22 protein-coding genes are annotated in these 26,214 nt (G+C 69.5%); 7 read left to right on the top strand and 15 right to left on the bottom strand.

Going from position 1 to position 26,214, the window contains the following annotated elements; translation table 11 throughout:
* Positions 1-113: 113 nt before the first annotated feature.
* Positions 114-746: a TetR/AcrR family transcriptional regulator gene (locus F6J85_RS03065; protein ID WP_191906726.1), complete on the top strand. Its 633-nt coding sequence runs from the start codon at positions 114-116 to the stop codon at positions 744-746.
* 120 nt (positions 747-866) lie between these two features.
* Here F6J85_RS03065 and F6J85_RS03060 read toward each other — a convergent pair whose 3' ends face one another.
* Together F6J85_RS03060 and F6J85_RS03055 are read right to left on the bottom strand one after the other, a co-directional pair.
* Positions 867-2,909 (bottom strand): primary-amine oxidase, encoded by a 2,043-nt coding sequence (locus F6J85_RS03060; RefSeq protein WP_150923777.1) that lies wholly within the window; start codon positions 2,907-2,909, stop codon positions 867-869.
* Positions 2,910-3,021: 112 nt separating this feature from the next.
* Positions 3,022-4,500, bottom strand: a complete 1,479-nt coding sequence (locus F6J85_RS03055) for an APC family permease (RefSeq protein ID WP_150923776.1) — start codon at positions 4,498-4,500, stop codon at positions 3,022-3,024.
* A gap of 317 nt (positions 4,501-4,817) precedes the next feature.
* Between F6J85_RS03055 and F6J85_RS03050 the strand changes: the two genes are divergently transcribed.
* Positions 4,818-5,768: an AraC-like ligand-binding domain-containing protein gene (locus F6J85_RS03050; protein ID WP_150923775.1), complete on the top strand. Its 951-nt coding sequence runs from the start codon at positions 4,818-4,820 to the stop codon at positions 5,766-5,768.
* Positions 5,769-5,846: 78 nt separating this feature from the next.
* Here F6J85_RS03050 and F6J85_RS03045 read toward each other — a convergent pair whose 3' ends face one another.
* The 4 genes from F6J85_RS03045 to rplM all read right to left on the bottom strand — a co-directional run bounded on the left by F6J85_RS03045 (position 5,847) and on the right by rplM (position 9,908).
* Positions 5,847-7,325, bottom strand: a complete 1,479-nt coding sequence (locus F6J85_RS03045; protein WP_150923774.1) for an aldehyde dehydrogenase family protein — start codon at positions 7,323-7,325, stop codon at positions 5,847-5,849.
* 278 nt (positions 7,326-7,603) lie between these two features.
* Complete coding sequence (gene glmM / locus F6J85_RS03040; protein ID WP_150923773.1) at positions 7,604-8,962, bottom strand: phosphoglucosamine mutase; 1,359 nt, start codon at positions 8,960-8,962, stop codon at positions 7,604-7,606.
* Positions 8,963-8,976: 14 nt separating this feature from the next.
* On the bottom strand, positions 8,977-9,441 hold the full coding sequence (gene rpsI, locus F6J85_RS03035; RefSeq protein ID WP_150917366.1) for a 30S ribosomal protein S9: 465 nt from the start codon (positions 9,439-9,441) through the stop codon (positions 8,977-8,979).
* Positions 9,442-9,461: 20 nt separating this feature from the next.
* Positions 9,462-9,908, bottom strand: a complete 447-nt coding sequence (rplM, locus tag F6J85_RS03030; RefSeq protein ID WP_150917369.1) for a 50S ribosomal protein L13 — start codon at positions 9,906-9,908, stop codon at positions 9,462-9,464.
* Between the two features lie 300 nt (positions 9,909-10,208).
* On the opposite strand from rplM, the gene F6J85_RS03025 reads away from it, so the two are divergent.
* Positions 10,209-11,273: a PAS domain-containing sensor histidine kinase gene (locus F6J85_RS03025; protein ID WP_191906725.1), complete on the top strand. Its 1,065-nt coding sequence runs from the start codon at positions 10,209-10,211 to the stop codon at positions 11,271-11,273.
* Between the two features lie 11 nt (positions 11,274-11,284).
* Here F6J85_RS03025 and F6J85_RS03020 read toward each other — a convergent pair whose 3' ends face one another.
* Genes F6J85_RS03020 through F6J85_RS02990 form a run of 7 tightly spaced genes read right to left on the bottom strand, consistent with a single transcriptional unit; the run spans position 11,285 to position 19,139 of the window.
* The gene (locus tag F6J85_RS03020) at positions 11,285-12,316 is read right to left on the bottom strand and encodes an Lrp/AsnC family transcriptional regulator (protein ID WP_150923771.1); all 1,032 of its coding nucleotides are present in this window, start codon (positions 12,314-12,316) and stop codon (positions 11,285-11,287) included.
* The gene (locus F6J85_RS03015) at positions 12,316-13,221 is read right to left on the bottom strand and encodes an alpha/beta fold hydrolase (protein WP_150923770.1); all 906 of its coding nucleotides are present in this window, start codon (positions 13,219-13,221) and stop codon (positions 12,316-12,318) included. Before F6J85_RS03015 ends, F6J85_RS03020 begins: the two co-directional genes overlap by 1 nt.
* An 18-nt stretch (positions 13,222-13,239) precedes the next feature.
* Positions 13,240-14,433, bottom strand: coding sequence for a M24 family metallopeptidase (locus F6J85_RS03010; RefSeq protein WP_150923769.1), 1,194 nt, complete (start codon positions 14,431-14,433; stop codon positions 13,240-13,242).
* Positions 14,423-15,325 (bottom strand): ABC transporter permease, encoded by a 903-nt coding sequence (locus tag F6J85_RS03005; protein ID WP_238707043.1) that lies wholly within the window; start codon positions 15,323-15,325, stop codon positions 14,423-14,425. The genes F6J85_RS03010 and F6J85_RS03005 overlap by 11 nt, the downstream gene beginning before the upstream one ends.
* Positions 15,322-16,284, bottom strand: coding sequence for an ABC transporter permease (locus F6J85_RS03000; protein WP_150923768.1), 963 nt, complete (start codon positions 16,282-16,284; stop codon positions 15,322-15,324). Before F6J85_RS03000 ends, F6J85_RS03005 begins: the two co-directional genes overlap by 4 nt.
* A 24-nt stretch (positions 16,285-16,308) precedes the next feature.
* On the bottom strand, positions 16,309-17,940 hold the full coding sequence (locus F6J85_RS02995; RefSeq protein ID WP_150923767.1) for an ABC transporter substrate-binding protein: 1,632 nt from the start codon (positions 17,938-17,940) through the stop codon (positions 16,309-16,311).
* Entirely contained in the window at positions 17,931-19,139 is a 1,209-nt protein-coding gene (locus tag F6J85_RS02990) for a dipeptidase (protein WP_150923766.1), read from the bottom strand. Before F6J85_RS02990 ends, F6J85_RS02995 begins: the two co-directional genes overlap by 10 nt.
* Before the next feature lie 176 nt (positions 19,140-19,315).
* Between F6J85_RS02990 and F6J85_RS02985 the strand changes: the two genes are divergently transcribed.
* Both F6J85_RS02985 and F6J85_RS02980 read left to right on the top strand, forming a co-directional pair.
* Positions 19,316-20,968 carry a dipeptide ABC transporter ATP-binding protein gene (locus F6J85_RS02985; RefSeq protein ID WP_150923765.1) on the top strand — a complete coding sequence of 551 codons (1,653 nt, stop codon included), beginning with the start codon at positions 19,316-19,318 and terminating at the stop codon, positions 20,966-20,968.
* Positions 20,969-21,029: 61 nt separating this feature from the next.
* The gene (locus tag F6J85_RS02980; protein ID WP_150923764.1) at positions 21,030-21,455 is read left to right on the top strand and encodes a VanZ family protein; all 426 of its coding nucleotides are present in this window, start codon (positions 21,030-21,032) and stop codon (positions 21,453-21,455) included.
* An 11-nt stretch (positions 21,456-21,466) separates the two neighbouring features.
* On the opposite strand, the gene F6J85_RS02975 is transcribed toward F6J85_RS02980, so the two are convergent.
* Positions 21,467-22,945 carry a hypothetical protein gene (locus F6J85_RS02975; protein WP_150923763.1) on the bottom strand — a complete coding sequence of 493 codons (1,479 nt, stop codon included), beginning with the start codon at positions 22,943-22,945 and terminating at the stop codon, positions 21,467-21,469.
* 127 nt (positions 22,946-23,072) lie between these two features.
* Positions 23,073-23,924 carry a CPBP family intramembrane glutamic endopeptidase gene (locus F6J85_RS02970; protein WP_150923762.1) on the bottom strand — a complete coding sequence of 284 codons (852 nt, stop codon included), beginning with the start codon at positions 23,922-23,924 and terminating at the stop codon, positions 23,073-23,075.
* Positions 23,925-23,975: 51 nt separating this feature from the next.
* On the opposite strand from F6J85_RS02970, the gene F6J85_RS02965 reads away from it, so the two are divergent.
* Positions 23,976-24,626: an arsenate reductase/protein-tyrosine-phosphatase family protein gene (locus F6J85_RS02965; protein ID WP_150923761.1), complete on the top strand. Its 651-nt coding sequence runs from the start codon at positions 23,976-23,978 to the stop codon at positions 24,624-24,626.
* A 97-nt stretch (positions 24,627-24,723) separates the two neighbouring features.
* A complete protein-coding gene (locus F6J85_RS02960; RefSeq protein ID WP_150923760.1) occupies positions 24,724-26,211 on the top strand; it encodes a tyrosine-protein kinase domain-containing protein in 1,488 nt (495 codons plus the stop codon).
* Positions 26,212-26,214 lie beyond the last annotated feature (3 nt).

Genomic DNA, 26,214 nt, shown 5'->3' with positions numbered 1-26,214 from the left:
CTCCCCACTCTCCACTTCGCCGAGAGTGCATCATCCCGGCGAGAGTGCACGGGATTCGGTGCACTCTCGCCGGGCTCGTGCACTTTCGCGGCCGAGGAGGACAGAATCGATCCGTGCCCAAGATCATCGACCGGGACGCACGCAGGCGCGAGATCGTCCAGACCTACCTGGCACTGGTCGCGCGCGAGAGCATGGAGGCCGCCACGACGCGACGCCTCGCCCAGGAGCTGGGAATGGCGACCGGGGGGCTGTGGCACTACTTCGCGAACTTCGACGAGGTCATCGCGCAGGCGTTCGCGCTGGTCGTCGAGCGCACGACCGCGCGCATCCAGGAACACGTCGGCGAAAGCACGGGACTGGTCGCCCTGACGAGGATGCTGGAGCAGATCCATCCGCTGGACAAGACGACCCAGGACGAGGCCCTTGTCGTGGTGAACTTCTGGGGACGAGTCACCGCGCAACGGCACCACACGGTGCGCGAGGCGTTCGCCGAACGGCTGTGGCAGGAGGAGTATCGCGCGCACCTCGACCAGGCCGTCGGCGACGGAGAGCTTCGTCCGGAGACCCCGACGGAGGCTCTCGCGGACGCGCTCCTCGTGATCGCACTCGGACAGCAGGTCACGTTCGTGCTGCATGCGCCGTTGGCGCAGGCGCAGGCGCAGTGGCGCACGGTGCAGACGCTTCTCGAGCCGTGGATGACCCCTCAGGGCCGCGAGCGCGCAGGGTTCACCCAGCGCCTCGGATGACGCGGCTCAGCTCAGGCCCATCGAGAGCAGGGCCAGTGCGAACATGACGGCCATCGCCCCGACCTCGACGCGGGCGGCGACCGTCAGCACCGGCCGGGCCCTTCCCACAGGATCGCCGGCTCAGTGTCCGTGGTGCTGATGACGGTGCGCGCCATCCGCGTCGTGGTCGGGCGCGGCGTTGGCCAGCCCATGATCGGCCTCACCGCCGGCGGCGGAAGCCGAGCAGTGGTCTCCACCGGACTGGTCGGGAACGTCGATCGTGGGGTTGCGGTCGAAGAACCCGTGCGGCACAAGAGTGAAGCCGGCGTAGTCGACGGGCATGACGGGCCAATCCTCGGTGCGCGGGAAGTGGGTCAGGCCGAACGTGTGCCACACGACGACGTCCTCGCCGTCGATCGAGCGGTCGGCCCGCACGTATGCCGGCAGTCCGGAACCGCCGGGGTTCTGGTTCGTGGTGCGCCCCGCGGCCCACATCTCGTCGCGGTCGTACCGGGTCACCCAGAGGTGGTGGGTGGCGAATTCGGCGCGCGGACGGATGTACGCGTCCTCGTCGGCGAGGAGGGTGGGCTTGCCCTCCGGGAAGAGGAGGTACGACGTCGGCTGGCCCAGGTAGTTCGTCCTGTCGGTGCTGAGGATGCGCCAGACCCGGTCGACCCGATTGTCCGCATCGCGGATTCCCTCCGACTCGGTGGCCAGCCGCGTGTGGGTGCGTGCGAAGGCGTTTCCCCACGGGTTCTCCTCCGACTTCGGCACGCGCACCGCGTCGATCTCCTCGACGGCATTCGCGACGCCGTCCACGGTCAGATCCAGCCGTGCCGAGAAGAGGTGCTGGTGCACAGGTGCGCCCAGTCCCGGCGCCACCTCGGTGGCGTACGGGTAGTCCCCTCCGGGGTGGGCATTCGTGAAGACGATGCCTGTCGCCTTCGCCTCCAGCTCGATCTTCCCGTCGAGGTACAGATACCAGTAGAAGCCATAGTCGTAGTTGCCGACCGTGACGAAGAACGAGATCACGAGCCTTCTCTGACGCCGGGTCTCGCTCGTGCCGTTGATCGCGTCGTTGTGCTTCCAGAGGATCCCGTAGTCCTCCTCGTGGATGCAGATGGCGTTGCGGATGGTCTGCGCCCGACCCAGATCGTCTGCGACCACCGCGTCGACATAGGTGATGTCGCCGACGCAGTCGCACCCGAGCTCCAGCGAGTTCGCGAGCCGTCCGAACTGGTACTCCGACACGTCGTAATAGTTCTGCCACGCGTTCGTGGGCGAGGTGTCGCCGTAGTTGACGACCATCTCCGACACCGACCCGCGGTACAGGATCGGCCGGTCCACCCCGCCGTCGCGGAACCCGAGCTGATGGAGCGTGAGCCCCTCACGCCCGTTGAACCCCAGGCGGACCGACCAGTTCTCCCAGCTGAGCACTCCTTCCTCCAGCGTGAAGCTGACGCCCTCCGGCTGGGAGATCGAGATGGGCTTGAGCGTCGTGCGCTCGGGGCCGCGCACCTCCGGGTCGAGGTAGTCGCCGGATGTCTCGGGCACGAAGGCGAGCTCGGTCTCGACGAGCCGCACGACGCGTTCCGACTGCAGATCCACGTGCGCGACGAGGCCGCCGATGGGATGCGCCCAGTACGAGTCGGTCGGGTGATTCCGCAGGAACGCCAGCACGCGGATCATCCGGACGCCGACCTCGTCCTCGTACCCGAAGACACCCGCCGACAGTGCCACGACGATGACCTTGTCCAGATCGGTCACACCGCGTCGCGCGAGCGCCTCGACGTACGCCTCATCCGACTTCACGATGCGGTCGACGGCCTCGAAGTCCTCGTCGAAGACCGGCCCGAAGCCCTCGGCCGCGGTGTCCACCGCGCGCCGGGAGACGATCCGACGTGACGAGAGGTCCACGACCAGGTCCTCCACCGTCCCCGCGGCCAAGTCGGTGAGCAGGACGGCGACCTCGCGAGGAAGGGGGACGCCGGGCCGCCACTGCAGGACGTCCCGCTTGTCGGGCTCGCGCACGGCGACGTATGAGAACCGCGTGCTGTCGGTGACGAGGCCCTCCCGCGAGAGCAGTTCGCGCAGGTCGGCGATCTCCGGCGCCTCGAGCGGGGAAAGCGGGTGCCTGCTCGCCGTCCGTCCTACACTGACGCCCTGCACTTCGGCGATGGTCATGAGTGTGCTCCTCGGATCGTCGGACCGTCTTCGGTCGCCCTCTCAACATCTTTATTGAGCGTGCGCTCATTATTGATGCCGTGCACGTTTCCCACAAGTGCCCCTTCGGCCGTCACACGACGACGAGTTCGTCGAACCGCTCGAGGTCCTTGTTCAAACCGGCGTACACCTCGGGGCGCTTCGCCTTCAAGTAGGCCGCGTAGGCCACCCCACCCACGACGGCCACCACCAGGAGCCAGGGCAGCAGCTGCACATAGATCGCCTCGGATCCCGCGACGAGGGTGAAGTTGACGATCGCCATGAGGCTGAATACCAGCAGCGCGACGAATCCCACGCCCGGAGCGATGAACGTCGACCACCATCGCGGGTCCCTGCGCCGACGGAAGTAGACCACGATCGACAGTGCGGCGATAGCCTGCACGATCATGACGGCGAGCGTCCCGAACCCGAGTCCCACCGGCACGAGCGTGAGCACGGGCGGGAGCGGATTGCCGTCCGGATCCGTCTCGACGAAGACCGCGAACACGGCGGCGACGAGGATCGCGAAGGCGAGATTGACCAGGAGCGCCCGCTGCGGTGCGCCGTTGCGGTTGGTGTGGGCCAGCCAGCGCGGCAGGACGCCCGCCCGGCCCAGCGCGAAGAGGTAGCGGGCGGCGGAGTTGTGGAACGCCAGCTGGGCGGCGAAGAGGCTCACCACGAGCAGGACGAGTGCGATCGCACCGACGATCGGACCGAGGTAGGTGTCGATGAGGACGAGCGTCAAGTCGCCCGCGGCGAGGCTCTCGAGCGCGGCCGTCTGGGCGTCGCGGACCCCGAGCGCGCTGACGATCGCCCAGCCCACGAGCGCGTGCATGACACCGATGATGACGATGGCGGCGTAGGTCGCGCGCGGCACCGTGCGGCGCGGGTCCTTCGCCTCCTCGCCGAACAGGGCCGTGGCCTCGAAGCCGATGAAGGCCGTCGCCACCATCAGCAGCCCGATCCAGATCGAGCCTCCCACGAGGATCTCCGGGCTGAACGCCAGGGTGAAGGCCTCGATGCTGAATCCGACCTGGACGAACACGGCGACGGCGAAGGCCAGGAGGATGACGATCTCCAGCACGAGAGCGACGCCGAGGACGGCGGCGCTCACGTGAATACCCGAGCGTGCGAGCAGGAAGACGATGACGAAGAGCACGACGGCGACCAGGAACCAGTTGAGTTCGATCCCGAACAGCGCCGGCATCACGACCATGCCGGTGAAGAAGCCGATCGTCCCCAGCGCGCCGGCGACGAAGAAGTTGTACCCGAGGGTGGCGATGATGCCGGTGACCAGTCCAGCCGGGCGACCGAGCCCTTTGACGGCGATGGCGTAGAACCCGCCGGCGCTCACGAGGTCTTTCGTGATCTGGGCGTAGCCCACGGCGAACAGCAGAAGGGCGGCGGCCACGATGATCACCGCGACCGGGATGCCCCCGCCGTTGCCGAAGGCCATGGCCAACGGCAGGACCACGATCGCGACGGTGAGAGGGGCGACCGCGGCGAGGACGAGGAAGACGATGGATGGCGCGCCGAGCTGATTGCGCCTGAGACTGCTTTCGGGTGCGGACATGCGGACCTCCTTGGCCGGATGCACCTGATTCTCGCCATCCGGCGTCGGCGGGGATTGCCGCGCGGTGCGGTCCGCTTGACCCTCAGCGCATGGTCGCGTGGATGCCGCTCACATGCCGGCTCGCGCGAACGCCGTGGTGGGCAGACACGCTCGGATCGGGCGTCGCCCGCGTGGGGGCATCCGACGCGCCGTCGTGACACGACCGCGCCCCACGGGAAATCTGCCCTGACGAGGATGGGATTTCCACCACTCGTCCGGGAAGAGTGATACTGTGTGGCGAATCATATACGATTCATGTTTCACGATGGAGTGAGACCATGCCCACGCACTACAGGCAAGCGCCCGACACGTACGACAGTGTGTTGCCCCTCGATGCCTTCCGCGCGGCGATCAGGACCGCCGTGGTCTCCCTCAACGTCCAGGCCCACTCGCCGGGCGCCTTCCAGGGCGCACTGTGGGGGCGTGCTGCCGGAGACGTGCACGTGCTGGGCATCGCCGCCGACGCGCATTCCGTGCATCGCACCGAATCGCTCATCCGGGAGGCGCCCCAGCACTTCTTCAAGTTCACTCTCGTGGAACGAGGTGCGGGCCTGATCGTGCAGGGCGGCCGCGAGACCGCACTCGCGTCGGGCGATATGACGTTCTACGACACCGACCGGCCCTACTCGCTCGTCTGCGCCGCCGACACCCGCATATCGGTGGTGATGTTCCCCAAGGATCTGCTCGGGCTGCCGGCCGATCTCACCGCGCGACTGACGGCGACGAAGCTGGGCGCCCACTCCCCCGTCGGCGCCATCGTGCGTCCCTACGTCGCGTCGCTCTCGAGTCAGATCAGCGACATGCAGGCGCACCCGGCGCGGCGAATGTGCCGCGGCGCCATCGACATGATCTCCGCCCTCATCGAAGACGGGTTGGGCGCTCAGACGATGGTGTCACCGCACGGTGCGCTCATGCGGCAGGTCCTCGCGTACATCGAGGAGCACCTCGCCTCCCCGGAACTCAGCCCACCGATGATCGCCTCGGCGCACTTCATCTCAGTTCGACACCTGCACGCAATCTTCAACGATCAGGGCACGACCGTCTCGACCGTCATCCGCAACCGCCGCCTCGAGCGCTGCTATGACCAGCTCATCGACCCGCGCTCCGCCGACCGCTCCGTGACGGCGATCGCGCTGGAGAACGGTTTCGTGGATGCGGCGCACTTCAGCCGCACCTTCCGCGCGCACTACGGCGTGCCGCCCAGCGTGGTCAGGCCCACGCGGGCCTGACCACCAGCTCGAAGCCGACGCCGAGCTGACCTGAGGGGCCGGCGGCTTCGAGACGCGCGGAGGGTCGCCTGGGTCAGGTCATCCGTTGATCACCTGGGGGACGGCGACGGCCTTGAGTCCTTCGACGCCGAATTCGAGGCCGTACCCCGAGCCCTTCACGCCGCCGAACGGGATCATCGGGTGCACGCCGCCGTGCGAGTTGATCCACACGGTGCCCGCCTGCATCCGCGCCGCCACGCGGCGGGCCTCGTCGCGGTCGCTCGACCAGACGGAGGCACCCAGGCCCACGTCGAGCCGGTTGGCGCTGGCGATCGCCTCATCCACGTCGGTGTAGCGGATGACCGGCAGCGCGGGACCGAACTGCTCCTCATCGACGAGCGCCACCCCGTCCGCGACGTCCGCGACGATCGTCGTGCGGTAGAACAGCTCTCCCAGTTCGGGCGCGGGCGCGCCACCGGCGACGACGCGACCGCCCTGCGCCTTCGCATCCTCGACCAGGCGCGAGACGATGTCGAACTGCTGCCTGTTCTGCAAGGGACCCAGCACGTTCTCCTCGTCCAGCCCCAGCCCCATCGGCACCTGCTCCGCCAGCGCTCCCAGCGCTGACACGACGTCTTCATAGATCGAGTCGTGCACGTACAGGCGCTTGAGTGCGGCGCACGTCTGGCCGGTGTTGATGAAGGCGCCCCAGAAGAGCCCCTCCGCGATGGCCTGCGGATCGGCGTCCGCAAGCACGATGCCCGCGTCGTTGCCGCCGAGTTCCAGCGTGAGCCGGGCCAGGTTGCCGGCGGAGCTCTCGATGATCTTCCGTCCGGTGGCCGTCGAGCCGGTGAACATCACCTTGTCGATGTCGGGGTGCGCCGCCAGGCGCGCCCCCACCTCCCGGTCGCCGGAGATTCCGATGAGGACGTCTTCGGGGAGCGCGTCGTTGAGCACGGCGAGCAGTGACAGCACGCTCAGCGGCGTGTACTCGCTCGGCTTCACCACGACGGTGTTGCCCATGCGCAGTGCCGGCGCGACCTGCCAGATGGCGATCATCATCGGCCAGTTCCACGGGCCGATGGCTCCCACGACTCCGACGGCCCGGTAGACCAGCTCGGCGTACACCTCGCCGTCGTCCACCACGACCTGCGGGTCCAGCGGCGTGGTGGCGGCAGTGCGCAGCCAGGCGGAGCATGCACCCACCTCGAACCGCGCATTGGGGCCGTTGAGGGGCTTGCCCTGCTCGCGGGAGAGGAGCCGGGCCAGCGCGTCGGCTGCGGCGTCGACGCGGTCGGCCGCCTCGAGCAGGAGGCGGCTGCGCTCGTCGTGGCCCTTCGCCTCCCAGGCCGGTTGTGCGGCCTTGGCGCGCGCGATGGCGGCGTCCAGATCGTCGACCGAGTGCACCGGCGCGCGGCCGATGACCTCGCGCGTCGCGGCGTCCCGGATCTCGCGGCCCCGCCCTTCGGGGGCCCGCACGCGCTCCAGGAGGTCGGCTTCGTCGGACGACGACGCGGCACCGGTAGGAGCATCCGCGTCGACTGCCGGATCGGCGAGGGCGGGAGTGGGGTCGGACATCATCGTCTCCTTCGGTGGGTGGATCGAGGCGGCACCCTCAGCGCACCGCCGATGTCTGCCAGTCTCCGCCAGGCAGAAGCTGTCCACTTGACGAACAGCGCGCGATGAATGACCGGGGGTGAACGCCTCCGCCCCTGCCCCGCTCCCCCGCACGCCTCTCCCCTTCGCCGAGAGTGCATCATCCCGGCGAGAGTGCACGGGATTCGGTGCACTCTCGCCGGGCTCGTGCACTTTCGCGGCCCGGGCGCCGCGAGGCGGCCCCGGCAGGCGCGGGCGGGCTACGCGGCGAGGCGCTCGCGGACGACGGCGGCGATGCGGTCGGCGTACGACTGGGCGGATGCCGCGTCGGCGGCCTCGACCATGACCCGCACGAGGGCTTCGGTGCCGGATGCGCGCAGCAGCACGCGTCCGGTGTCGCCGAGTTCGGCCTGCACGGCCTCGACCTCCGCCTGCAGCACCTCGTCGGAGGCGACGCGGGTGCGGTCGACGTCGCGGACGTTCAGCAGCACCTGCGGGAACACGGTCATGACCGACGCGAGCTCGGCCAGCGACTTGCCCTGGCGCGCCATCTCGGCGACCAGGTGCAGGCCCGTGAGCAGTCCGTCGCCGGTGGTGGCGAAGTCGCTCATGATGACGTGGCCCGACTGCTCCCCGCCGAGGGAGTAGCCGTTCTTGTTCATCGCCTCGAGCACGTAGCGGTCGCCGACGGCGGTCTGCACGACCCGGATGCCGTTCTCGGCCATCGCCCGGTGCAGCCCGAGATTGCTCATGACCGTCGCGACGAGGGTGTCGTCCACGAGTCGCCCGCGGTCTTTCATCGCCACGGCGAGGATCGCCATGATCTGGTCGCCGTCGACGATGCGGCCGGCTGCATCCACCGCCAGGCACCGGTCTGCGTCGCCGTCGTGGGCGATGCCGACGTCGGCGCCGACCTCGCGGACTTTGCGCGCGAGCTGGTCGAGGTGCGTCGAGCCGACGCCGTCGTTGATGTTGAGGCCGTCCGGGTCGGCGCCGATGACGGTGACGCGGGCACCGGCGTCGCGGAACGTCTCGGGCGAGACGCCGGCGGCGGCGCCGTGGGCGCAGTCGAGCACGACGTGGAGGCCGTCGAGGCGGTGCGGCAGCGACCCGAGCAGGTGCACGACGTAACGGTCTTCCGCGTCGGCGAACCGGCGGATGCGGCCGACCCCGGCGCCCGTGGGCTGGAGCATGTCGCCGTCGAGGGCGGCTTCGATGCGCTGCTCGACCACGTCGGGGAGCTTGACACCGCCGCGCGCGAAGATCTTGATGCCGTTGTCGGGTGCGGGGTTGTGCGAGGCCGAGACCATGACGCCGAAGTCGGCGTCGATGTCACCGATGAGGAACGCGGCCGCGGGGGTGGGCAGCACCCCGGCGTCCAGCACGTCGACACCGGATGAGGCGAGCCCCGCGGAGACCGCGGCGGAGAGGAACTCCCCCGACACGCGCGGGTCGCGGGCGACGACAGCGGTGGGCCGCTTGCCCGCGGCGCGACGCGCCGTGGCGGTACGGCCCTGGCCCAGGACGACGGCGGTCGCCTGGGCCAGGTGCAACGCGAGGTCGGCGGTGAGGGGGCCGTTGGCCAGCCCCCGCACCCCGTCCGTGCCGAACAGCGGCATGGAAGGTTCCGAACTCAGCGCTTGGAGTACTGAGGCGCCTTGCGGGCCTTCTTGAGACCGGCCTTCTTGCGCTCGATGACGCGCGCGTCACGAGAGAGGAAGCCGGCCTTCTTCAGGGCCGGGCGGTTGTTCTCGGCGTCGATCTGGTTCAGCGCGCGGGCGATGCCCAGGCGCAGGGCGCCGGCCTGGCCGGAGTCGCCGCCGCCGGAGATGCGGGCGATGACGTCGTAGGCGCCGGTGAGGTTGAGCACCGTGAACGGGTCGGTGATCAGCTGCTGGTGGAGCTTGTTCGGGAAGTAGTCCTCGAACTCACGGCCGTTGATGGTGATGACGCCGGTGCCCGGAACCAGGCGCACGCGGGCGATGGCCTGCTTGCGGCGGCCCACGGCTGCGCCGGGGACGGTGAGGACGGGGCGCTCGGCGGCGACGGCGGTCTGGTCGGCCGGCGTCTCAGTGGAGTAGTTCTCGATGTTCGACACGAGTGATCCTTAATCGGCGCTTACTGGGCGACCTGGTCGAAGGTGTACGTCTTGGGCTGCTGAGCACTGTGAGGGTGCTCGGCGCCGCGGTAGACCTTGAGCTTGGAGAGCTGCTGCGCACCGAGGCTGTTCTTGGGGAGCATGCCGCGGACGGCCTTCTCAATGGCGCGCTCAGGGTTCTTCGCGAGAAGCTCTTCGTAGGTGACCGACTTGAGGCCGCCCGGGTAACCCGAGTGGCGGTAGGCCTTCTTCTTCTGGAGCTTCTGGCCCGTCAGCGCGACCTTGTCGGCGTTGATGACGATGACGAAGTCACCGGCGTCCATGTGGTTGGCGAAGGTCGCCTTGTGCTTGCCGCGGAGCAGGACGGCGGCGTGAGAGGCGAGGCGGCCGAGGACGACGTCGGTCGCGTCGATCACGAGCCACTCGCGCTGAGCTTCGCCAGCTTTGGGGGTATAAGTGCGCGTCACAGTAGTGCTGCTTTCTGATTCGAACGGAGGTGTTCGTGAATCCCGCTCCGGGGGCTTTTCCGGCCGAGGGCCGGCGAAGACACCAGTGGAGGGCTCACGTTCGCAGTGGCACGCCAGCAGGGGGCATGCACCAAAGAGGTAGCTTACGGCATCCGGATGCTGCGGCCAAACAGCATCCACCCGCCCCGGGTTTCGAAACTCTCCCGTTTGTCCCCCAGATGGGGGACAGATCGCTATCGTGTAGACCGCGACGGCGCGCACCACACCCGTGGAGTGCGCCGATCATCTTCGGGGGCTGAGATGAGAAGAGCGGTAACCGAGCGCGCCCGGTGCAGGCATCCGGCGCCGCCGACACCGGCGCACATCGGCGATTGGGCGTCGCAGGTCACGTCGATCGCGATCGTCCGCCTGGATGCTGCGGGCCGCGTGCGTTCGTGGAACCCGGGCGCCGAGCGTATTAAGGGGTACACCGCGCGGGAGATCATCGGATCCGCCTTTGCGCGGTTCTACCGCCCGCAGGAGCGGGAGCGGCACCTGCCGGCGCAGCTGCTCGAGCGCGCGGCGCGAGTGGGGTCGGCCGAGGACACGGGCTGGCGCGTGCGCGCGGACGGGTCGCTGTTCTGGGCGCGTGAGGTGATCACGGCGCTGCGCGCCGAGGACTCCACCCTCACCGGGTACGTCACGCTCACCCGCGACCTCACCGCTGAGAAGCGCGCGGAGGACGAGCGGGAGGCTTTCCTGCGCGCCTTCGCGCACGACCACCTCTCCCCGGTCACGGCGCTGCGCGGCTACATCGACCTGCTGGAAGAGGCCGCGCCGGAGCATCACGCGCTCATCGAGCGCATCTCCACGGTGAGCGACCACCTCGTGTCGATGATGTCGGAGCTGACCGGACACGTCTCGGGCACGCCCGCCGCCGAGTGCGAGAGCGTCGCGCTGGGCACGCTCGTGCGCGAGGCCTCGGCGCTCGTGCTGTCGGACGGGGAGTTCCACCGCCTGCGCATCGCCGGCGACCGGCGGCTTCGCGTCATGACGCACGCGGCGATGCTGCGACGGGCGGTGGCGAACGTGATCGACAACGCGGCGAAGTACAGCTCCGACGACATCGGCGTCACGATCTCCGAGCACGACGGCGAGGCGGAGATCGCGGTGACCGACACCGGCCGGGGGATCGCGCCGGAGGATGTGGCGAGCATCTTCTCGCCGTTCCAGCGGGGGCGCCTCGCCGACGCCGACGACGGCGGTTCGGGCCTGGGCCTGGCGAGCGTCCGTGAGATCGTCGAGCGCCTGGGCGGTCGCGTCGACTTGACCTCCGCCCTCGACGCCGGCACGACGGTCACCCTCACCCTCCCCCTCAGCCTCTGAGCTGGGCTCGCTCAGGACGACAGCGTCGTCCGGGACTGCTCGATCTGCGTGCGCCACCAGGGGGTCTCGACGAAGCCGCGCTTGAGGAAGAGCAGCTCCATGTTGGCCGTCCACCCCTGCACGCCGTCCAGGTGCGCGAGCGAGTCGGTGACGAACCCGTACAGCTCGTCCACCGACGTCGTGATGACCTCGCACAGCAGGGCGTTCTCGTCCAGCAGCGCAGCGAGGTACCGGACGAAGGGGTACTTCGCCAGCTCCCGGGCCACCGCATCCATGCGCGAGGGCTCGACGGTCACGGTGAGGAACGTCTCGGACTCCATGCCCAGCGCCGCCGACGGCACGAGGGTCAGGATGTCCACGCACCGGTTCGAGCGGAGGCGATCGAACCGGCGGCGCACGCTGGATTCGTTCAGGCCGAGCTTCTCCCCCACGCTCTGGAACGACTCCCGCCCGTCTTCGCGGAGGATCGCGAGGATCTCCCGGTCCACGTCGTCGAGGTGCTCGGGCGTGCATCCCTCCGCGGGGAGCTCCTCGCCGTCCCCCTCGGTGGGCGGGATCTCCAGCAGCCCGCCGAACAGCTGGCGGCCCCAGTCGTAGCTGACCTTGTAGACGTGCATGATGAGGTCGCTGCGCCAGCGCTGCACGCCCGCGATGGGCTGCAGGTCGACGATCACCTGCGGATAGCGGGTCGCCGCGCCCCGCACGACGAGTTCGGCGATGATGTCGTAGCTGCCCGTCACGATCGTGCAGAACCGCACGAAGGGGTTTCGGACGAGCTCTTCGGCCACCTCCATGTGCGTGCCGGGCTGACAGTTGATGCGCACGAGGAACTGCGAGTGCGCACCGTCGGCCCCGAGCGCCGGCACCGCCACGACGCGCAGCAGCCCGTCGGCCAGAAGCTGCGGGCCGCGGCGCGACACAGTCGAGACGGATGCGCCGATGCGGTCGGCGATCGCCCGCCAGCTGGCGCGGCCGTCGTGCTGGAGCGCGACGACGATGCGCTTGTCGAGATCGGAGAGCTGGTCGAGTGCGCCCGACCCCATCAACGGGGAGAGACCGTCGTGGGGAACACCTCGCGCAGGAAATCGCGCACTGTTGCCGTCCATTCCTCCGCCTGCTCGATCTGAGGAGAGTGCCCCGATTCCTCGAAGATCGCCAGACGGGCGCCGGGGATGAGCTCCACAATGCTCTCACTGCACGATACCGGCGTGATCCAGTCCGTGCGGCCCACGGTCACGAGCGTCGGCACAGAAACCGACGGCAGCTGCGGCTTGAGGTCGTAGTCGGGCAGGTTGACGGAGAAGGCGTAGTTGTGGGCCTCGTACCGGTACGGCGTGGCCTGCACCTTGCGCTCGGTGGCCTCGGGGTCGTAGTGGAAGTCGTACAGCGGGAGGATCTCGCGCCAGCAGTCCATGAGGTCCTCGTCGTCACGGACGCGGCCCTCGTCGATACGGTCGAACTTCTCCATGTCGATCGTCACGCGGTCGCTCGCCAGCGCATTCTCGCGCGCGAGGGCGGCGTGGGAGTTGTCGGGTGCGGTGTCGCGCAGCACGAGCGCGGCCACCCGGTCGGGGTAGCGGATGGCGTACTCCATCGCCATGAAGCCCCCGTACGAGCCGCCCGCCATGATGATCTTCTCCGCGCCGATCCATTCGCGCAGGCCGTCGATGTCGGCCGCCCACTGCTCGTGGCTGAAGGTCCCCGACCCTTCGCTCTCGCCGCTGCCGCGTGCGTCGAAGACGACGACGCGGTACTCGTCGGCGAGCCGGCCGAAGCTCGCCCGCGGTTCGGCCCGGGAACCCAGCCCCGGCGCGCCGTGGTGGGTGATGATGACCGGCGCCCCTTCGGGTCCGAGCACCTCGACGGCGAGCTCGTTGCCGTTGATGCGCACCTGCTGGGCGGTGGTGGTCGGGCGGGCGAATTCGGGGGACACGGTCTCTTCGGCCATGAAGGGTTCCTTTCGAGTTCAGACGGGGATGACGCAGTCGTCGAGCGACCGCGGGAAGGAGGTGAGGGGCTCGGCGCCGCGGTCGGTGACGAGCATGCTGTCGGAGATGCGGTAGCCCGCGTGCCCCGCGATGTAGATCCCGGGCTCGTTGGAGACGATCATCCCGGCCTGAAGCGGCGTCGGGTCGCCGTCCTCCAGCCACGGCGGCTCGTGCATGCCGAGGCCGATGCCGTGACCCTGGCGGTGGCGGAGGTAGTGCCCCAGGCCGGCGTCGCGGATCACGTCCAGGCACGCCTTGTTGCTGTCGGCGCAGCGCACGCCGGGTGCGATCGCCGTTGTTCCGGTCGCCTGCGCGAGCCGGACGGCGTCGTGGTAGCGCCGCTGCTCTGCGGTGGGCTCGCCGAGGACGAACGTGCGCTCCCCCTCCACGAACCGGCCGCCGACGGCGGCACCGAGCGACAGCTGGAAGGTGTCACCGCGGCGGAGCCGGTACGAGGAGGGCAGTCCGTGCGGGATGGCGGAGTTCGCCCCTGAGTAGACGAGGCCGCCGGCCATGAAGGAGATCACGACGACGTCGGTGTGCTCGCGGTACATGCGCCCGAGACCGTCGCGCCCGACGTGCGCGGCGAGTTCGGCCTCGGTGGGCAGCTCCCCGCCGGATGCGACGGCGTCGCGGACGAGCGCGACGCCCGCCGCCAGCATGAGGTCGGTGATGCGCGCGGCCTCGCGGTGCAGCGCGACCTCCTCGGGGAACTTGATGTAGCGCGCACGCGTGATCAGCTCGGTCGGCTCGAACACGCCGTGCAGGAGGGCGCGGGTGAGCATCGCAAGGCGGTGCTGCGTCATGAGGGTCGTGATGCCGATGCGCTCGGGCGCCGTGCCGATGGCCCGCACGAGAGGTGCGAACGGGTTCTCCACGCCGGGGTACTCGGCGAAGTCGACGATCTCGGCGTGCGCGTGCTGCTCCTCGGCGTGCTGACGCTCGAGGGCGGGCAGGAGCAGTACGGCGCGGGATGCGTCCAGGTAGACCGCGACGGGGCGCTCACCGGGGTGGTGGAAGAAGCCCGTCAGATAGGAGACGTCCTCGGGATCGTCGGTGAGGATCGCGGGCAGGCCCGCCGCATCCAGGTGTGCGCGCACGCGCTCCTGGATGCGGTCGTACACCTCGGGCGCGAGCCTCTGGCTGAATGCGGTCAGGGAGTCAGCGTTCATTGCTCCGGGGGTTTCGTGCGTCGTTGTAGGCGATGGACAGCAGTGTGGCGGACAGGACGAGGGCGAGGATCGCGAGCGAGGGGAACAGCGTCAGCCACCACGCGTTGACCATCGCGCCCGACTGCTGCGCCTCGTACAGGACGCGCCCCCACGACCACGTGGTCGGGTCGCCGAGGCCGAGGAACGACAGGCCCGCCGCCGAGAGCACGGCGCGGGATGCGGTGACCACGACCGACACGACGACCACGGGCGTCACGGCCGGCAGCACGTGGCGGCCGAGGATCCACGCGGAGTTGCGGGTCATCAGCCGGGCGGCGTCGATGTAGGGCAGCTGCACGACGGCCAGCGCCTGGGAGCGGACGAGGCGCGTCACCTCGGGCCACGAGAACGCCGCGACGACGAGGATGAGGGTCGAGGTGGAGGGGCCGACGAGGGCGGCGACGAGGATCATCAGCGGCAGCACGGGCAGCGACAGCGTCAGGTCGACCAGCACACTGACGACCGAGTCGATGCGGCGCCAGTATGCGCCGACGACGGCGATGAGCGTTCCGAAGACGATGGCGATGGCGGATGCGGCGACGGCGACGAGCACGGACTGCTGCGTGCCCCAGATCACCTCGGCGTACACGTCGCGGCCCAGCGCGTCGGTGCCGAACCAGTGCGCGGCGCTGGGCGGCTTGAGCACATCGGTGCCGTAGCTGGCCGGGTAGGGCGCCAGCAGCGGCGCGGCGACGGCGATGACGACCAGCAGCAGGAGGATGACCAGCGAGATCATCCCGAGCGGCTGGCGCCGGAAGGCGCGCCACGTCTGGCGGCTGGCCCGCTTCCCGTCGTCGCCGGCGGGGTCGACGATCGGAGCCAGCAGCTCGATCTCGGGCATCGGAGCGGTCATGCGGTCTTCACTCTCGGGTCGAGGAATCCGTAGGCGATGTCGGTGAGGAGGTTCGCCACCACGACGGTCGCCGCCAGCAGCAGGAAGGCGCCCTGCAGGACGGGGAAGTCGAGCTGGGTGACGGCCTCGTAGATGCCGCGGCCGATACCGGGGTAGGCGAAGACGGTCTCGGTGAGCACGGCACCGCCCACGAGGAATCCGAGCTGGAGGCCGATGAGAGTCGTGGCGGGGAGCATGGCGTTGCGCACGGCGTGCTTCCACAGGATCGTGCGACCGGGCACGCCCTTGGCCTTGGCGAGGGTCGTGTAGTCCTCCCCCAGCGCGTCGATGAGCGTCGCGCGCATCGTCAGCACGTAGGAGCCGAGCTGGATGAGCGTGAGGGAGACGACGGGCAGGACGAGGTGCGAGAGCACCGAGCCGTACCACTCCAGTCCGTACACGCCCTCGTCGTAGGCGCCGCCGATGGGGAACCAGCGGAGGTTCAGCCCGAAGACGAACAGCAGCACGATGCCGATGGAGGGCACGAACAGCGACTGGCCGGTGACGCCGAAGACCTGGACGAGCTTGTCGAGGAAGCGGTTCTTGTGGGATGCGGCGATGACCCCGAGGGGGACGCCGATGACGATCGTGAGCACGAGTGCCGAGAGGGTCAGCAGCAGCGTCCAGGGCAGCCGCTGCAGCAGCACGTCGGCCACGGGGATCGACTGGGTGAAGCTCGTGCCGAGGTTTCCCTGGATGAGCTGCCCGAGGTACAGCACGTACTGCACGATCAGTGGCTGATCCAGGCCGTACTGGGTGAGAAGGGCCGCCCGTGTCTCATCGGTCATGTTCGGGCTCGCGATGGCGAGTGCCGGGTCGCCGGGCAGCAGACGCAGCAGGAGGAACGTCACGGTCACTGCGAACAGGATCGTGAACACGCCTCTGCCGAGCCGGCGGAGTGCGAACAGAGCGATGGACATTGCGGGCGGCCCTCCTCGTGCCTGCTACTCGGCGACCTTGGAGGCGCCGGCGATCGACACGGGGTTGACGATGGACAGGAGCTCACTCGGCTTGGAGATGAACCCGGTCCAGTCCGAGCTGTGCGCGACGTACAGGTTCTGCGTGTACATCACGTTGTCGTAGACCTGTTCGTGCACGATGCGAGCCGCCTCGCGCATGATCTCGACCTTCTCGTCCTCGTCGAACGTGGCGGATGCCTCGTCGATCAGGGCGTTGAGCTCCGGGTCGTCCACCAGCGTGTAGTTGATGGCGCCGTCGGGCAGGTACGACAGGGTGAAGTTGGTGACCGGATCGTCCATGATGGCGAAGTTGCCCGCATAGATGTCGTAGTCGGCCTCGTTCGTCTTGGCCAGGTAGGTGTTGCGCTCCATTCCCTGCAGCTCGATCGTGATGCCGGCCTCGGCCGCGCCGTCTTTGACGAGCTGCGCCCACTGGCTGGTCACCGGATCCTGCAGCGAGTAGATGAGGCGGAACGACACCGGGAAGTTCCCGCTGGCGTCGGCGGTGTAGCCGGCCTCCTCCATCAGCTCGCGCGAGAGATCGGGGTCGTACTCGTACTCGGTGATCGAGTCGTCGTAGTAGTTCGACAGCACGGGCATGAGCGGGCTCGAACCGGTCGACACCGCCTGTCCCTGCAGCACGACCGAGCGGATGGCCTCGTAGTCGGCGGCATGGGCGAGGGCCTGACGCACCTCGGTCTTGGCCAGGTCGGGCTGCTGCATGTTGTACGTCATGTGGGCGTACCCCAGGCCCGTCACCTCGACCACCTCGATGCCGTCGGTGTTGCGCAGCTGCTCCACCTGGGCCGGCGGCAGCGCGTTCGCGATGACGTCGACCTCACCGCTCTGCAGCGCGAGGATCTCGGTGTTGACGTCCGGGTACACGCGGTAGACGACCTTGGCCGGGATGGGCGTGCCGCCCTCCACGAGCGGGTAGTCCTCGACCCGCTCCATCGTGTACGACTGGCCGACCTGCACCTTGGTCAGTTCGTACGGCCCGGCGCTGACCCAGCCGCCGTCGGAGCCGTCGTTGGCGAACTCCGCGACCGAGCCGGCCGGCTCGAACACGTGCTGGGGCACGACGTTGCCCCAGAATCCGATCTCCCCGACGATCGAGGAGTCCGGCTGCGTGAGCGTGATCTCCACGCGCGTGTCGGAGACGGCCTCGGCCGACTCGAAGTTGGTCATCTGGCCGTAGTACGTGCCCGAGGGCGCGTCCTGCTTGACCGCGTTCATCGTGTACGCGACGTCCTCGGCCGTCAGCGGCTCTCCGTCGCTCCACGACATGTCGTCACGGATCTCGTAGAACCCCGTCGTGTCGTCGATGTAGCCCCACTCCACCGCCAGCTCCGCGGCCTTGGAGCCGTCGTCGCCGATCGTGAGCAGGTGCGGGTACATGAGGTTCGTGACCCAGTAGTCGCTGCGGCTGTTGCCGATGAGCGGGTTGTAGTTCACGACATCCGTGGTGGTGGCGATCGTGAGCGTGTCGTTGCCGGCCTCGGCCGACCCCGTGCTGGTGGCCTCCGGCGCCTGCGGGGCGCAGGCGCTGAGGGCGAGTGCGGCGGATGCCGCGAAGACGCCGATGGCGGCGAACCTGCTGTGTGATTTCACACCCATACCTCCTCGAGTACCCGCATGGTGTTGCCGCCGACGACGGCGCGGATCTCGTCGTCGGAGTAGCCGTGCGTGACCAGCCAGCCGATGATGTTGCCCATGGCCTCGGCGGGGTTCTCGACACCGTCGACGTAGGGCACCTCCTCGAACTCGACCTGGCCGTGGGCCTGGCCGAGGGAGAGCTGCGAGGAGAACGCGTGGTGCAGGCCCACGTGGTCGCCAAAGAGCGTGTCGGGGCCGAAGCTCACGTGCTCGAGGCCGACGAGGTCGACGCAGTAGGTGAAGTGGTCCATGACCGACTCCAGCGAGTGCTTCGGGTGCTCCGGCGACAGCGTGGTGTGCGGGGCCGCCTCGATGCCGATGACGCCACCACGGCGCGCGCACTCGATGATCGTCTCGTCTGTCTTCATGCGGTTGGTCGGCCACACGGTGCGGGCGCCGGCGTGCGTGATGAAGACCGGCTTGGTCGAGGCCTTGATGACGTCGACGCACGTGCGGTCGCCCGAGTGGGAGATGTCGATCGCGATGCCCAGCTTGTTCATGCGCGCGACGGCCCGCTCGCCGAAGTAGGTCAGTCCGCCGTCGCCGCGCTCCTTCAGGCCGCTGCCGAGGGTGTTGGCCTCGGAGTACGCGATGCCCATCTGGCGCACGCCGAACCCGTACAGCACGTCGAGACGATCGACCTCGTTCTCGATCATCGTGGCCGCCTCGAGGGCGAACACATGGGCGATGCGACCGGTCTCGTGCGCGTAGCGGATGTCCCCCAGCGTCTCGGCCTTGATGACGAAGTCCTGGTGCGCGAGGTCGGCCATGCGTACGCCGAGGTCGAACAGCACGTCCTGGTACTTCCACCCGGCGTCGCTGGAGATGCAGCACGTGCCGTCCATGCCGTTGTCGAAGACGACGGTGAGGCCTGACCGGGCCAGACCCTCGTAGCCCGTGGGTTCGCGGCCCTGGCGGATGTGGTCCTTGAGGTGGTCCATGTTCTCGGGGAAGACCTGCACGTGCTCGTGCAGCGAGATCACCATCTCCTCGCGCAGCAGGCGCTCGGCCCGCTCCGCCTCGGCGGTGGTGAGCTCGAGTCCGGCGTACTCGGGCACGCGGCCGATCTGCTTCGCGTAGTCGAAGACGCGATAGTCGACGCCGGGCTCGAGATAGTCGTAGGCCTTGTAGCCGGTGTAGCGCTCAGCAGGTTCGAGCACGTTTCCTCCTCTATGAAGACAGCGCACCACCGATTGCCCGTGGGGGACCGAAGGTCGGGGTGTCGAGAGTGACTCTCGCGCCATTCCGGCGTAGATGTCAAGCGTGATGAGCGATTTCGGCACAGAATTTTTGAGGACGAAACATTTCCGAAGCATTTTGCGGTAAGACTGGACTCGTGCAGACGAACGATGACACCGCCCCCGCCGCGCTCCGCGTGCGGGGACTGACGATCGGCTTCCGGTCGGAGGGCACGATCGTGCCCGCCGTGGAGGGCATCGACCTCGACGTGCGCCCCGGCGAGCTGGTGGCTCTGCTGGGCGAGTCCGGCTCGGGCAAGACGGTCACGGCGCGCGCCATCATGGGCATCCAGGATTCCGCGGCGGTCGTCTCCGCCGACGAGGTGCGCCTGGGCGACACCGACCTGCTGTCGCTGGACGACGAGCAGTTCCGCCGCATCCGGGGCGATCGCATGAGCATGGTGCTGCAGGACGCCCTGTCGGCCCTGAACCCCGTGCTCACCATCGGCGACCAGCTCGGCGAAGTGATCCGCGTGCACCGGAAGATGCCGCGCAAGCGGGTGCGCGCCCGCTGCATCGAGCTGCTCGAGCTCGTCGGCATCGCCTCCCCCGAGACCCGCGTCGACGACTATCCCCATCAGTTCTCCGGCGGGATGCGGCAGCGCATCCTCATCGCGATGGCCATCGCCCTCGAACCCGACGTGCTGATCGCCGACGAGCCCACGACGGCGCTGGATGTCACGGTGCAGGCCCAGATCCTGCGCCTGCTGCACGACCTCCGCCGGCGCCTGGGCATGGCGGTCCTGCTCATCACGCATGACATCGGCGTCGTCACCGAGGTCGCCGACCGCGTCGTCGTGATGCGCCACGGCGCCGTCGTGGAGGCCGGTGACGCCGACCGCGTGTTCACCGCGCCGGAGATGCCGTACACTCGCGAACTGCTCGCGTCCGCTCCGCATCCGGCTCCCGCGCGGGTGCTCGACCCGATCGAGAAGGAGGATCGCGTCCTCGAGGTCGTCGGCGTCCGCCGCACTTTCCGCACGGGGCCCGCGTTCGCGCGGCGCTCGGTGCACGCCGTCGACGGCGTCGACCTGGTGCTGCGCCACGGAGAGACCCTCGGCATCGTGGGCGAGTCGGGCAGCGGCAAATCGACGCTCGCGCGCATGATCGTCGGGCTGGAGAGCATCGACGAAGGCACGGTGCGCTACCGCGGAACCGACATCACACGGCGGACGCGTGGGCGGCGCCCGCCCTCGCAGGCGGGCATCCAGATGGTGTTCCAGGATCCCTACGCCTCACTGGACCCTCGCATGCGCGTGCGCGAGGTCATCGCCGAGCCCCTCGCCGTCACGCGCACCGGTTCGGCGGGAGACCGTCGCGACCGTGTCGCGGAGCTGCTGGAACTCGTCGGGATGCGGGCGGATGCGATGTACCGCTTCCCGCACCAGTTCTCCGGCGGTCAGCGCCAGCGCATCGGGATCGCCCGTTCGCTCATGCGCGATCCCGACGTGCTGGTGTGCGACGAGCCGGTCTCCGCCCTCGACGTCACCATCCAGGCCCAGGTGGTCGATCTGCTGGTCGAGCTCCAGGACCGCCTGGGCGTCAGCATCCTGTTCATCTCCCACGACCTCTCGGTCGTGCGCAACCTCGCCCACCGCGTGCTCGTGATGTACCACGGCGAGTGCGTGGAGACCGGGGATGTGGAGCAGATCTTCGACCGCCCGCAGCACGACTACACGCGGCGCCTGCTGGACTCGATCCCCCCGCTCACGCGCGCCGAGCGCGGCCGCCTCGTCGGCGCGGCGGCCTGATCCGGGCTCGAAGCGCCGGCACGGAAACGTCGCAGTAACCGACACGACGTAGCCTGGCCGGATGCTCCGTTCCGCCCGCGATCCGCGCCGACTGCTGCTGGCGCTGCTCGTGGCATACGTCGTCACCCTCGCGCTCATCGCGTTCTGGCCGACGCACGTCGACCGCGACGCGGGCCCGTTCCTGGATGCCATCGAGCGGATCTTCCCGTGGGCGACCTACCGGCGCATCGAATTCTCCGCGAACGTCGCCCTGTTCGTCCCGTTCGGGATGCTGCTGACCCTCCTGATGCGATCGTGGCCGCTCGCGCTGTGCTCGGGTGTCGCCGCATCCCTGGCGATCGAGTTCGTGCAGGAGATCGCCCTCCCCGGCCGCACGGCGAGCGCGCTCGACCTGCTCGCCAACGCGGTGGGCACGGGCGCGGGCATCGCCATCGCGCTCCTCATCGCCCGCGTCGCCGCATCGCGCCGGCGCCCCGCCTCGGCCTAGAGCGGGAAGGCCTAGAGCTGGAAGAGGGCGAGGCCCTTGCGCGTCTGCAGTGCGCGCAGGCCGTCGTCCTCGCCGTCGCCCGCGGGGTCCCACCGGCCCGAGCCGACGCCCACGACACCGACGGTGTACTGCCGCGGGTCGTCCACCTCGCCGTCGATGCCGCAGCCGCGCACGAGGGCCCCACCGGTGTAGCGGACGTTCTGGTTGTACGGGTCGCTCGACTCCGGATAGAACGGCCCGCTGGTCTGGAAGCATCCGACCAGGTCGTCATCGGCGAGCTCGCGGGTCTCGCCGGTCGCGGTGTCCAGCACGTGCGGAACGCCTCCGTCGGTGTAGGCGAGCACACCCGGGGGCGCGACGAATCCACCGTCCTGCTTCCTGTTCCCGACGCCGCCGAGCTCGCCGGTGATCTCCCACTCGGTCTCCCCGGTGCGCGGGTCGATCCGCGTCAAGGCGCCGCCGGCCAGGTCGAGGTCGAGCTGGGTCGTGCTGTCGGGACGGGGCCGGTAGGCGGCATCCCCGGAGCAGAACAGGTCTTCGTGGCACGGGGCCAGGCCCTCGCGGGTCCAGAGCACCTCGCCGGTGTCGTAGTCGAATCCGACCGCGACATAGTCGTGTGCGGAGAACCCGCCCTCCTCCTGCGCCGGCCTCGGGACGGCCGTCACGACGATCGTGGGCCCCTCGTCGAAGTACAGGTACCCGGCGGGCACGTTGTCGAGCGTGGCGCCCTCGCCCCACAGCTGTGAAACCGGATGCGCCCACTGCTGTCCGTCGTCGCCCACGCGCACGATGCTCTGCGCGCCGGCGTCGTCGACCGCGAGGTACACCTCGCGTCCGAAGGAGCGCCCGATCACGCCGACATCGGTGGCCGGCAGGCCGATGCCGCGGCCTGAGGTCACGGTGCCGTCGAGGGCGAGCTGCGTGCGCACCCACGACTGGCGTGCCTCGTCCCACACCAGGTAGCACGCGCCCCCGGTGGCGCACGAGCCCGGGCTGCCCACCCACTGCGGCGGACCCTCGAGGACGACGCGACCGTCGTCGGGGTCGACGAAGCGGACGGTGTGCGCGTATCGCTGGTCGGGCTGCAGCGCCGGCACGCTCACGCTGATGAGCAGCGGATCGCCCTCCGGCGTCGCCGTCCGCATCACGGTCAGAGGGCTGCCGGATTCGATGCTGCCGGGGCTCGACGGCAGCGACCACACCCGTTCGCCGGTCTCGACCGAGTAGCCGCTGAGCGCGAACGGCGTCTCGGGGGTCTGCTCGTAGGTGACGACGACGTCGCCGACGATGATGGGCGCTGAGGCGAAGCCCGTCGTCGGAGCGACCCAGAGCGGCTCGAGCGGCGTGGACAGAGAGTCCAGTGCCGTCTCCGCCGGTGTCTTCTCGGGCGCCGGCTCACCGCTTCCCACAGCGCACGACGCCAGCAGAGCGGCGGATGCGGCGGCTGCCAGGCCCGCCGTCACGAATCGTCGAACAGGTCGTCCCTTCACGCGGCACCTTCCCCCGAATACAGCCGTGAACTGTTCAGAACATATCCAGCGGGAGATTCCGCCCACGGAGGGGTTGCGCGCAGGAGGTGATGTGCGCAAAAGGGACGGCGCGCCACCGGCCAGGGGGTCAGCTGAGGGAAGGCCCGGACGATCCGCCGAGGAGCGTCCCCACGGTGGCGAGCGCGACCCACATGCCGTTGTAGACGACGTGCATGAGCACCGCGGCCCAGATGCGCCCGGTCAGCAGCACGAGGAGGCTCGCGACGATCCCGACCAGTGCGAGCGACAGCGCCTGATCCCACGCCGCCGGCACCAGCAGCGCGTGCGCGGCGACGAACAGGCCGGTGGAGACGAGGGTCGCGGCGAATCCGGCGACGCCGCGTCCGGCCAGCCGGCGCACCGCGGTGTAGGCGGCGACCAGGATGAGCCCGCGGAAGAAGAACTCCTCCAGCACGGGGCCCACGACGGTCGCGGCGACGAGTTCGTCGAAGATCCACCCCGACGGGAGTGCGCCGCCCGCGGTCGGGTACGACGGCCACGCGCCGGTGCCGCCGGCGGCCATGTCGAGCCACCCCTGCACGATGCGGAGGAGGATGCCGAGGGCCAGGCCGTAGAGCAGGTCGAGCGGGCGGAAGCGCAGCAGCGCGCGCGGCACCGACCGGCGGAAGGCCAGCAGCACGGGCACGGCGAACGCGACCCACAGGGCCAGCAGCGACAGGGTCGATCCGAGCGGCTGCGGCAGGAATTCGTTGAGCGCCGCCCCGGCGACGAGCCCCGCGCCGAGGGAGAGCACGGCCCACCCGAGCAGTTCCCAGCCCCAGTGGTGCACCGAGGTGCCGCCCTCGATCCACGTGCGGCGGCGGCGCGGCGACCGGGGCCGACGGCGCCGCTCGGCGGGAGCGGCGGAGGCGTCGTCCGCCTCGGCCTCCACGTCGGGCAGGAGGATGTCGCGGGGCGCGGCGTCGGTAGACTCGGTCATCGACGCCCACGTTACCGGCGGGCCGTCGACGCCGCCGACACTGAGGACGGGATGCTCGACCTTGACCTGAGCGGTTTGTTCGCTCCACGAGGCGATCGGCCGTCGTCGCCGACGATCGAGATCCTCACCGTGTGCACCGGCAACATCTGCCGCTCGCCGCTGGCCGAACAGGTGCTCCGCACGCGCCTGCGCCCCCTCGACGTCACCGTCGCCAGCGCCGGCACCCACGCGATGATCGATTCGCCGATGCCCCCCGAGGCGGCGCGGATGGCCGCATCCCTCGGCGTCGCCCCCGACGACAGCGCCGCCCACCGCGGCCGGTGGCTCAGCGAGCGCGAGCTCGTCTCCCCCGACCTCGTGCTCGCGATGACCCGCGAGCACCGCCGCGACATCGTCGAGCTGGCGCCGGCCAGGGTGCGGTCGACGTTTACGGTGCGCGAGTTCGAGCGCCTCGCGACGGGGCTCCCCGACGCCGAACTGCGGCAGGCGGCGGATGCGGCGGGCACCGACCCGCACGTACGCGTCCGCGCCGCCCTGTCCCTGCTGACCTCGCGTCGTGGCGAGGCGGCGCCGGCCGCGGCGAGCGACGACGACGTGATCGACCCGTATCGCCGCTCGTGGGAGACGTACCAGCGCTCCACGGCGCAGCTGCTGCCCGGACTCGCCGAGGTCGTGCGGGTGCTCCAGGTCCTCCTGGGCTGACGGAAACAGCCCGGTCAGCCCGCTCCCGCGCCGCGACGGGACGGTACCACGACCTGTGGCAGGATGATCGCGTACAGCCGCGACCCCGAGAGGCCTCATGGAGCTCAGCGACTACATCCGCATCCTCCGCAAGAATTGGCTCGTCATCGTCGCGACGACGCTCATCGGCATTGCGACGGCTGCGGGTTACTCACTCACCCGCACGCCGATGTATGAGGCATCCAGCCGGGTCTTCGTGTCGACGCAGGCCGGTGGCACGGTGCAGGAGCTTCAGCAGGGCGGCAGCTTCGCGCTGCAGCGCGTGGGCACCTACGTGCAGCTGGCCGAGAGCCCGCTCGTGCTGAACCCCGTGATCGCCGAGCTCGACCTCGGCGGAACAGCCGACAGCCTCGCCGCGCAGGTCTCCGCGTCGAGCCCGCTGAACTCCTTCCTCATCGACATCTCGGTCGAAGACGCCGATCCGGTGCTGGCGGCCAACCTGGCCAACGCGATCGCCGCGAGTCTCACCACCGCTGTGGAGAGCATCGAGATGCGCGACGAGCAGACGGCCAGCCCCGTCCAGCTCAGTCGGGTGAAGGATGCGCTCCCCCAGGCCAACCCGGTGAGCCCCAACGTCCCCTTGAATCTCGCCCTCGGCGCCCTCGTGGGTCTTGCCGCCGGTCTCGGCATCGCGGTGCTGCGTGCCGTGCTCGACATCAAGGTGCGCAACGCCCGCGACGTCGAGGCGCTCACCGATCGCCCCCTCATCGGGGCGATCCCCTTCGATCCGAAGGCCCGCGAGCGTCCGCTCATCCTCGAGGCCGACCCGCACAACAGCCGCTCCGAGGCGTTCCGCACCTTGCGCACGAACCTGCAGTTCCTCGAGATGGACGGCGGGCACAGCTTCGTCGTCACCTCGAGCCTGCCGAGCGAAGGCAAGTCCACGACGACGATCAACCTCGCCCTCGCCCTCGCCGACGCCGGCAAGCGCGTCGCGCTGCTCGACTGCGATCTGCGCAAGCCCAAGGTGTCGGAGTACCTCAACATCGAAGGTGGCGCGGGACTCACCGACGTGCTCATCGGGCGCGCCCGCGTGGCCGATGTGATGTTCCCGTGGGGCAAGCGCCCGCTGTACGTGCTGCCCTCCGGCAAGATTCCGCCGAACCCGAGCGAGCTGCTCGGGTCGAAGCAGATGGGTCAGCTCCTCGATGCCCTGTCCAAGGAGTTCGACGTCGTCCTGTGTGACGCGCCGCCGCTCCTTCCGGTGACGGATGCTGCGATCCTCTCGCGCTCGACTTCCGGCTCGATCGTCATCGTCGCCGCGGGCCGCACCACGACCCATCAGCTGAACGGCGCCCTCGACGCGCTGGAGACGGTGGGCGGCAAGGTCGCCGGCCTCGTCCTGACGATGGTGCCCACGCGCGGCCCTGACGCCTATGGCTACGGGTACGGCTACGGCGGATACGGCACCTACACCACGTCACAGTCGGCGACGCCCCCACCGGCGCCCGCGCCGGCCCCGCCCAGGGCCCGCCGCAGTCGGCGCTCCGCCGAGCCCGCACGCCAGATGACCCGCGAACCTGAAGAATCCAACCTGCTGCCCTGACCC

This window comes from Microbacterium lushaniae, assembly GCF_008727775.1.
GTDB lineage: Bacteria > Actinomycetota > Actinomycetes > Actinomycetales > Microbacteriaceae > Microbacterium > Microbacterium lushaniae.
This window is presented reverse-complemented; position numbering and strand designations above follow the sequence as displayed.

Excerpts from the sequence above, each read along its gene's own strand:
- F6J85_RS03060 (WP_150923777.1), bottom strand. The coding sequence starts at position 2,909 with ATGACCATCGCCGAAGTGCAGGGCGTCAGTGTAGGACGGACGGCGAGC.
- F6J85_RS03055 (WP_150923776.1), bottom strand. The coding sequence starts at position 4,500 with ATGTCCGCACCCGAAAGCAGTCTCAGGCGCAATCAGCTCGGCGCGCCA.
- F6J85_RS03050 (WP_150923775.1), top strand. The coding sequence starts at position 4,818 with ATGCCCACGCACTACAGGCAAGCGCCCGACACGTACGACAGTGTGTTG.
- F6J85_RS03045 (WP_150923774.1), bottom strand. The coding sequence starts at position 7,325 with ATGTCCGACCCCACTCCCGCCCTCGCCGATCCGGCAGTCGACGCGGAT.
- glmM (WP_150923773.1), bottom strand. The coding sequence starts at position 8,962 with ATGCCGCTGTTCGGCACGGACGGGGTGCGGGGGCTGGCCAACGGCCCC.
- F6J85_RS03025 (WP_191906725.1), top strand. The coding sequence starts at position 10,209 with ATGAGAAGAGCGGTAACCGAGCGCGCCCGGTGCAGGCATCCGGCGCCG.
- F6J85_RS03020 (WP_150923771.1), bottom strand. The coding sequence starts at position 12,316 with ATGGGGTCGGGCGCACTCGACCAGCTCTCCGATCTCGACAAGCGCATC.
- F6J85_RS03015 (WP_150923770.1), bottom strand. The coding sequence starts at position 13,221 with ATGGCCGAAGAGACCGTGTCCCCCGAATTCGCCCGCCCGACCACCACC.
- F6J85_RS03010 (WP_150923769.1), bottom strand. The coding sequence starts at position 14,433 with ATGAACGCTGACTCCCTGACCGCATTCAGCCAGAGGCTCGCGCCCGAG.
- F6J85_RS03005 (WP_238707043.1), bottom strand. The coding sequence starts at position 15,325 with ATGACCGCTCCGATGCCCGAGATCGAGCTGCTGGCTCCGATCGTCGAC.
- F6J85_RS03000 (WP_150923768.1), bottom strand. The coding sequence starts at position 16,284 with ATGTCCATCGCTCTGTTCGCACTCCGCCGGCTCGGCAGAGGCGTGTTC.
- F6J85_RS02995 (WP_150923767.1), bottom strand. The coding sequence starts at position 17,940 with ATGGGTGTGAAATCACACAGCAGGTTCGCCGCCATCGGCGTCTTCGCG.
- F6J85_RS02980 (WP_150923764.1), top strand. The coding sequence starts at position 21,030 with ATGCTCCGTTCCGCCCGCGATCCGCGCCGACTGCTGCTGGCGCTGCTC.
- F6J85_RS02970 (WP_150923762.1), bottom strand. The coding sequence starts at position 23,924 with ATGACCGAGTCTACCGACGCCGCGCCCCGCGACATCCTCCTGCCCGAC.
- F6J85_RS02965 (WP_150923761.1), top strand. The coding sequence starts at position 23,976 with ATGCTCGACCTTGACCTGAGCGGTTTGTTCGCTCCACGAGGCGATCGG.
- F6J85_RS02960 (WP_150923760.1), top strand. The coding sequence starts at position 24,724 with ATGGAGCTCAGCGACTACATCCGCATCCTCCGCAAGAATTGGCTCGTC.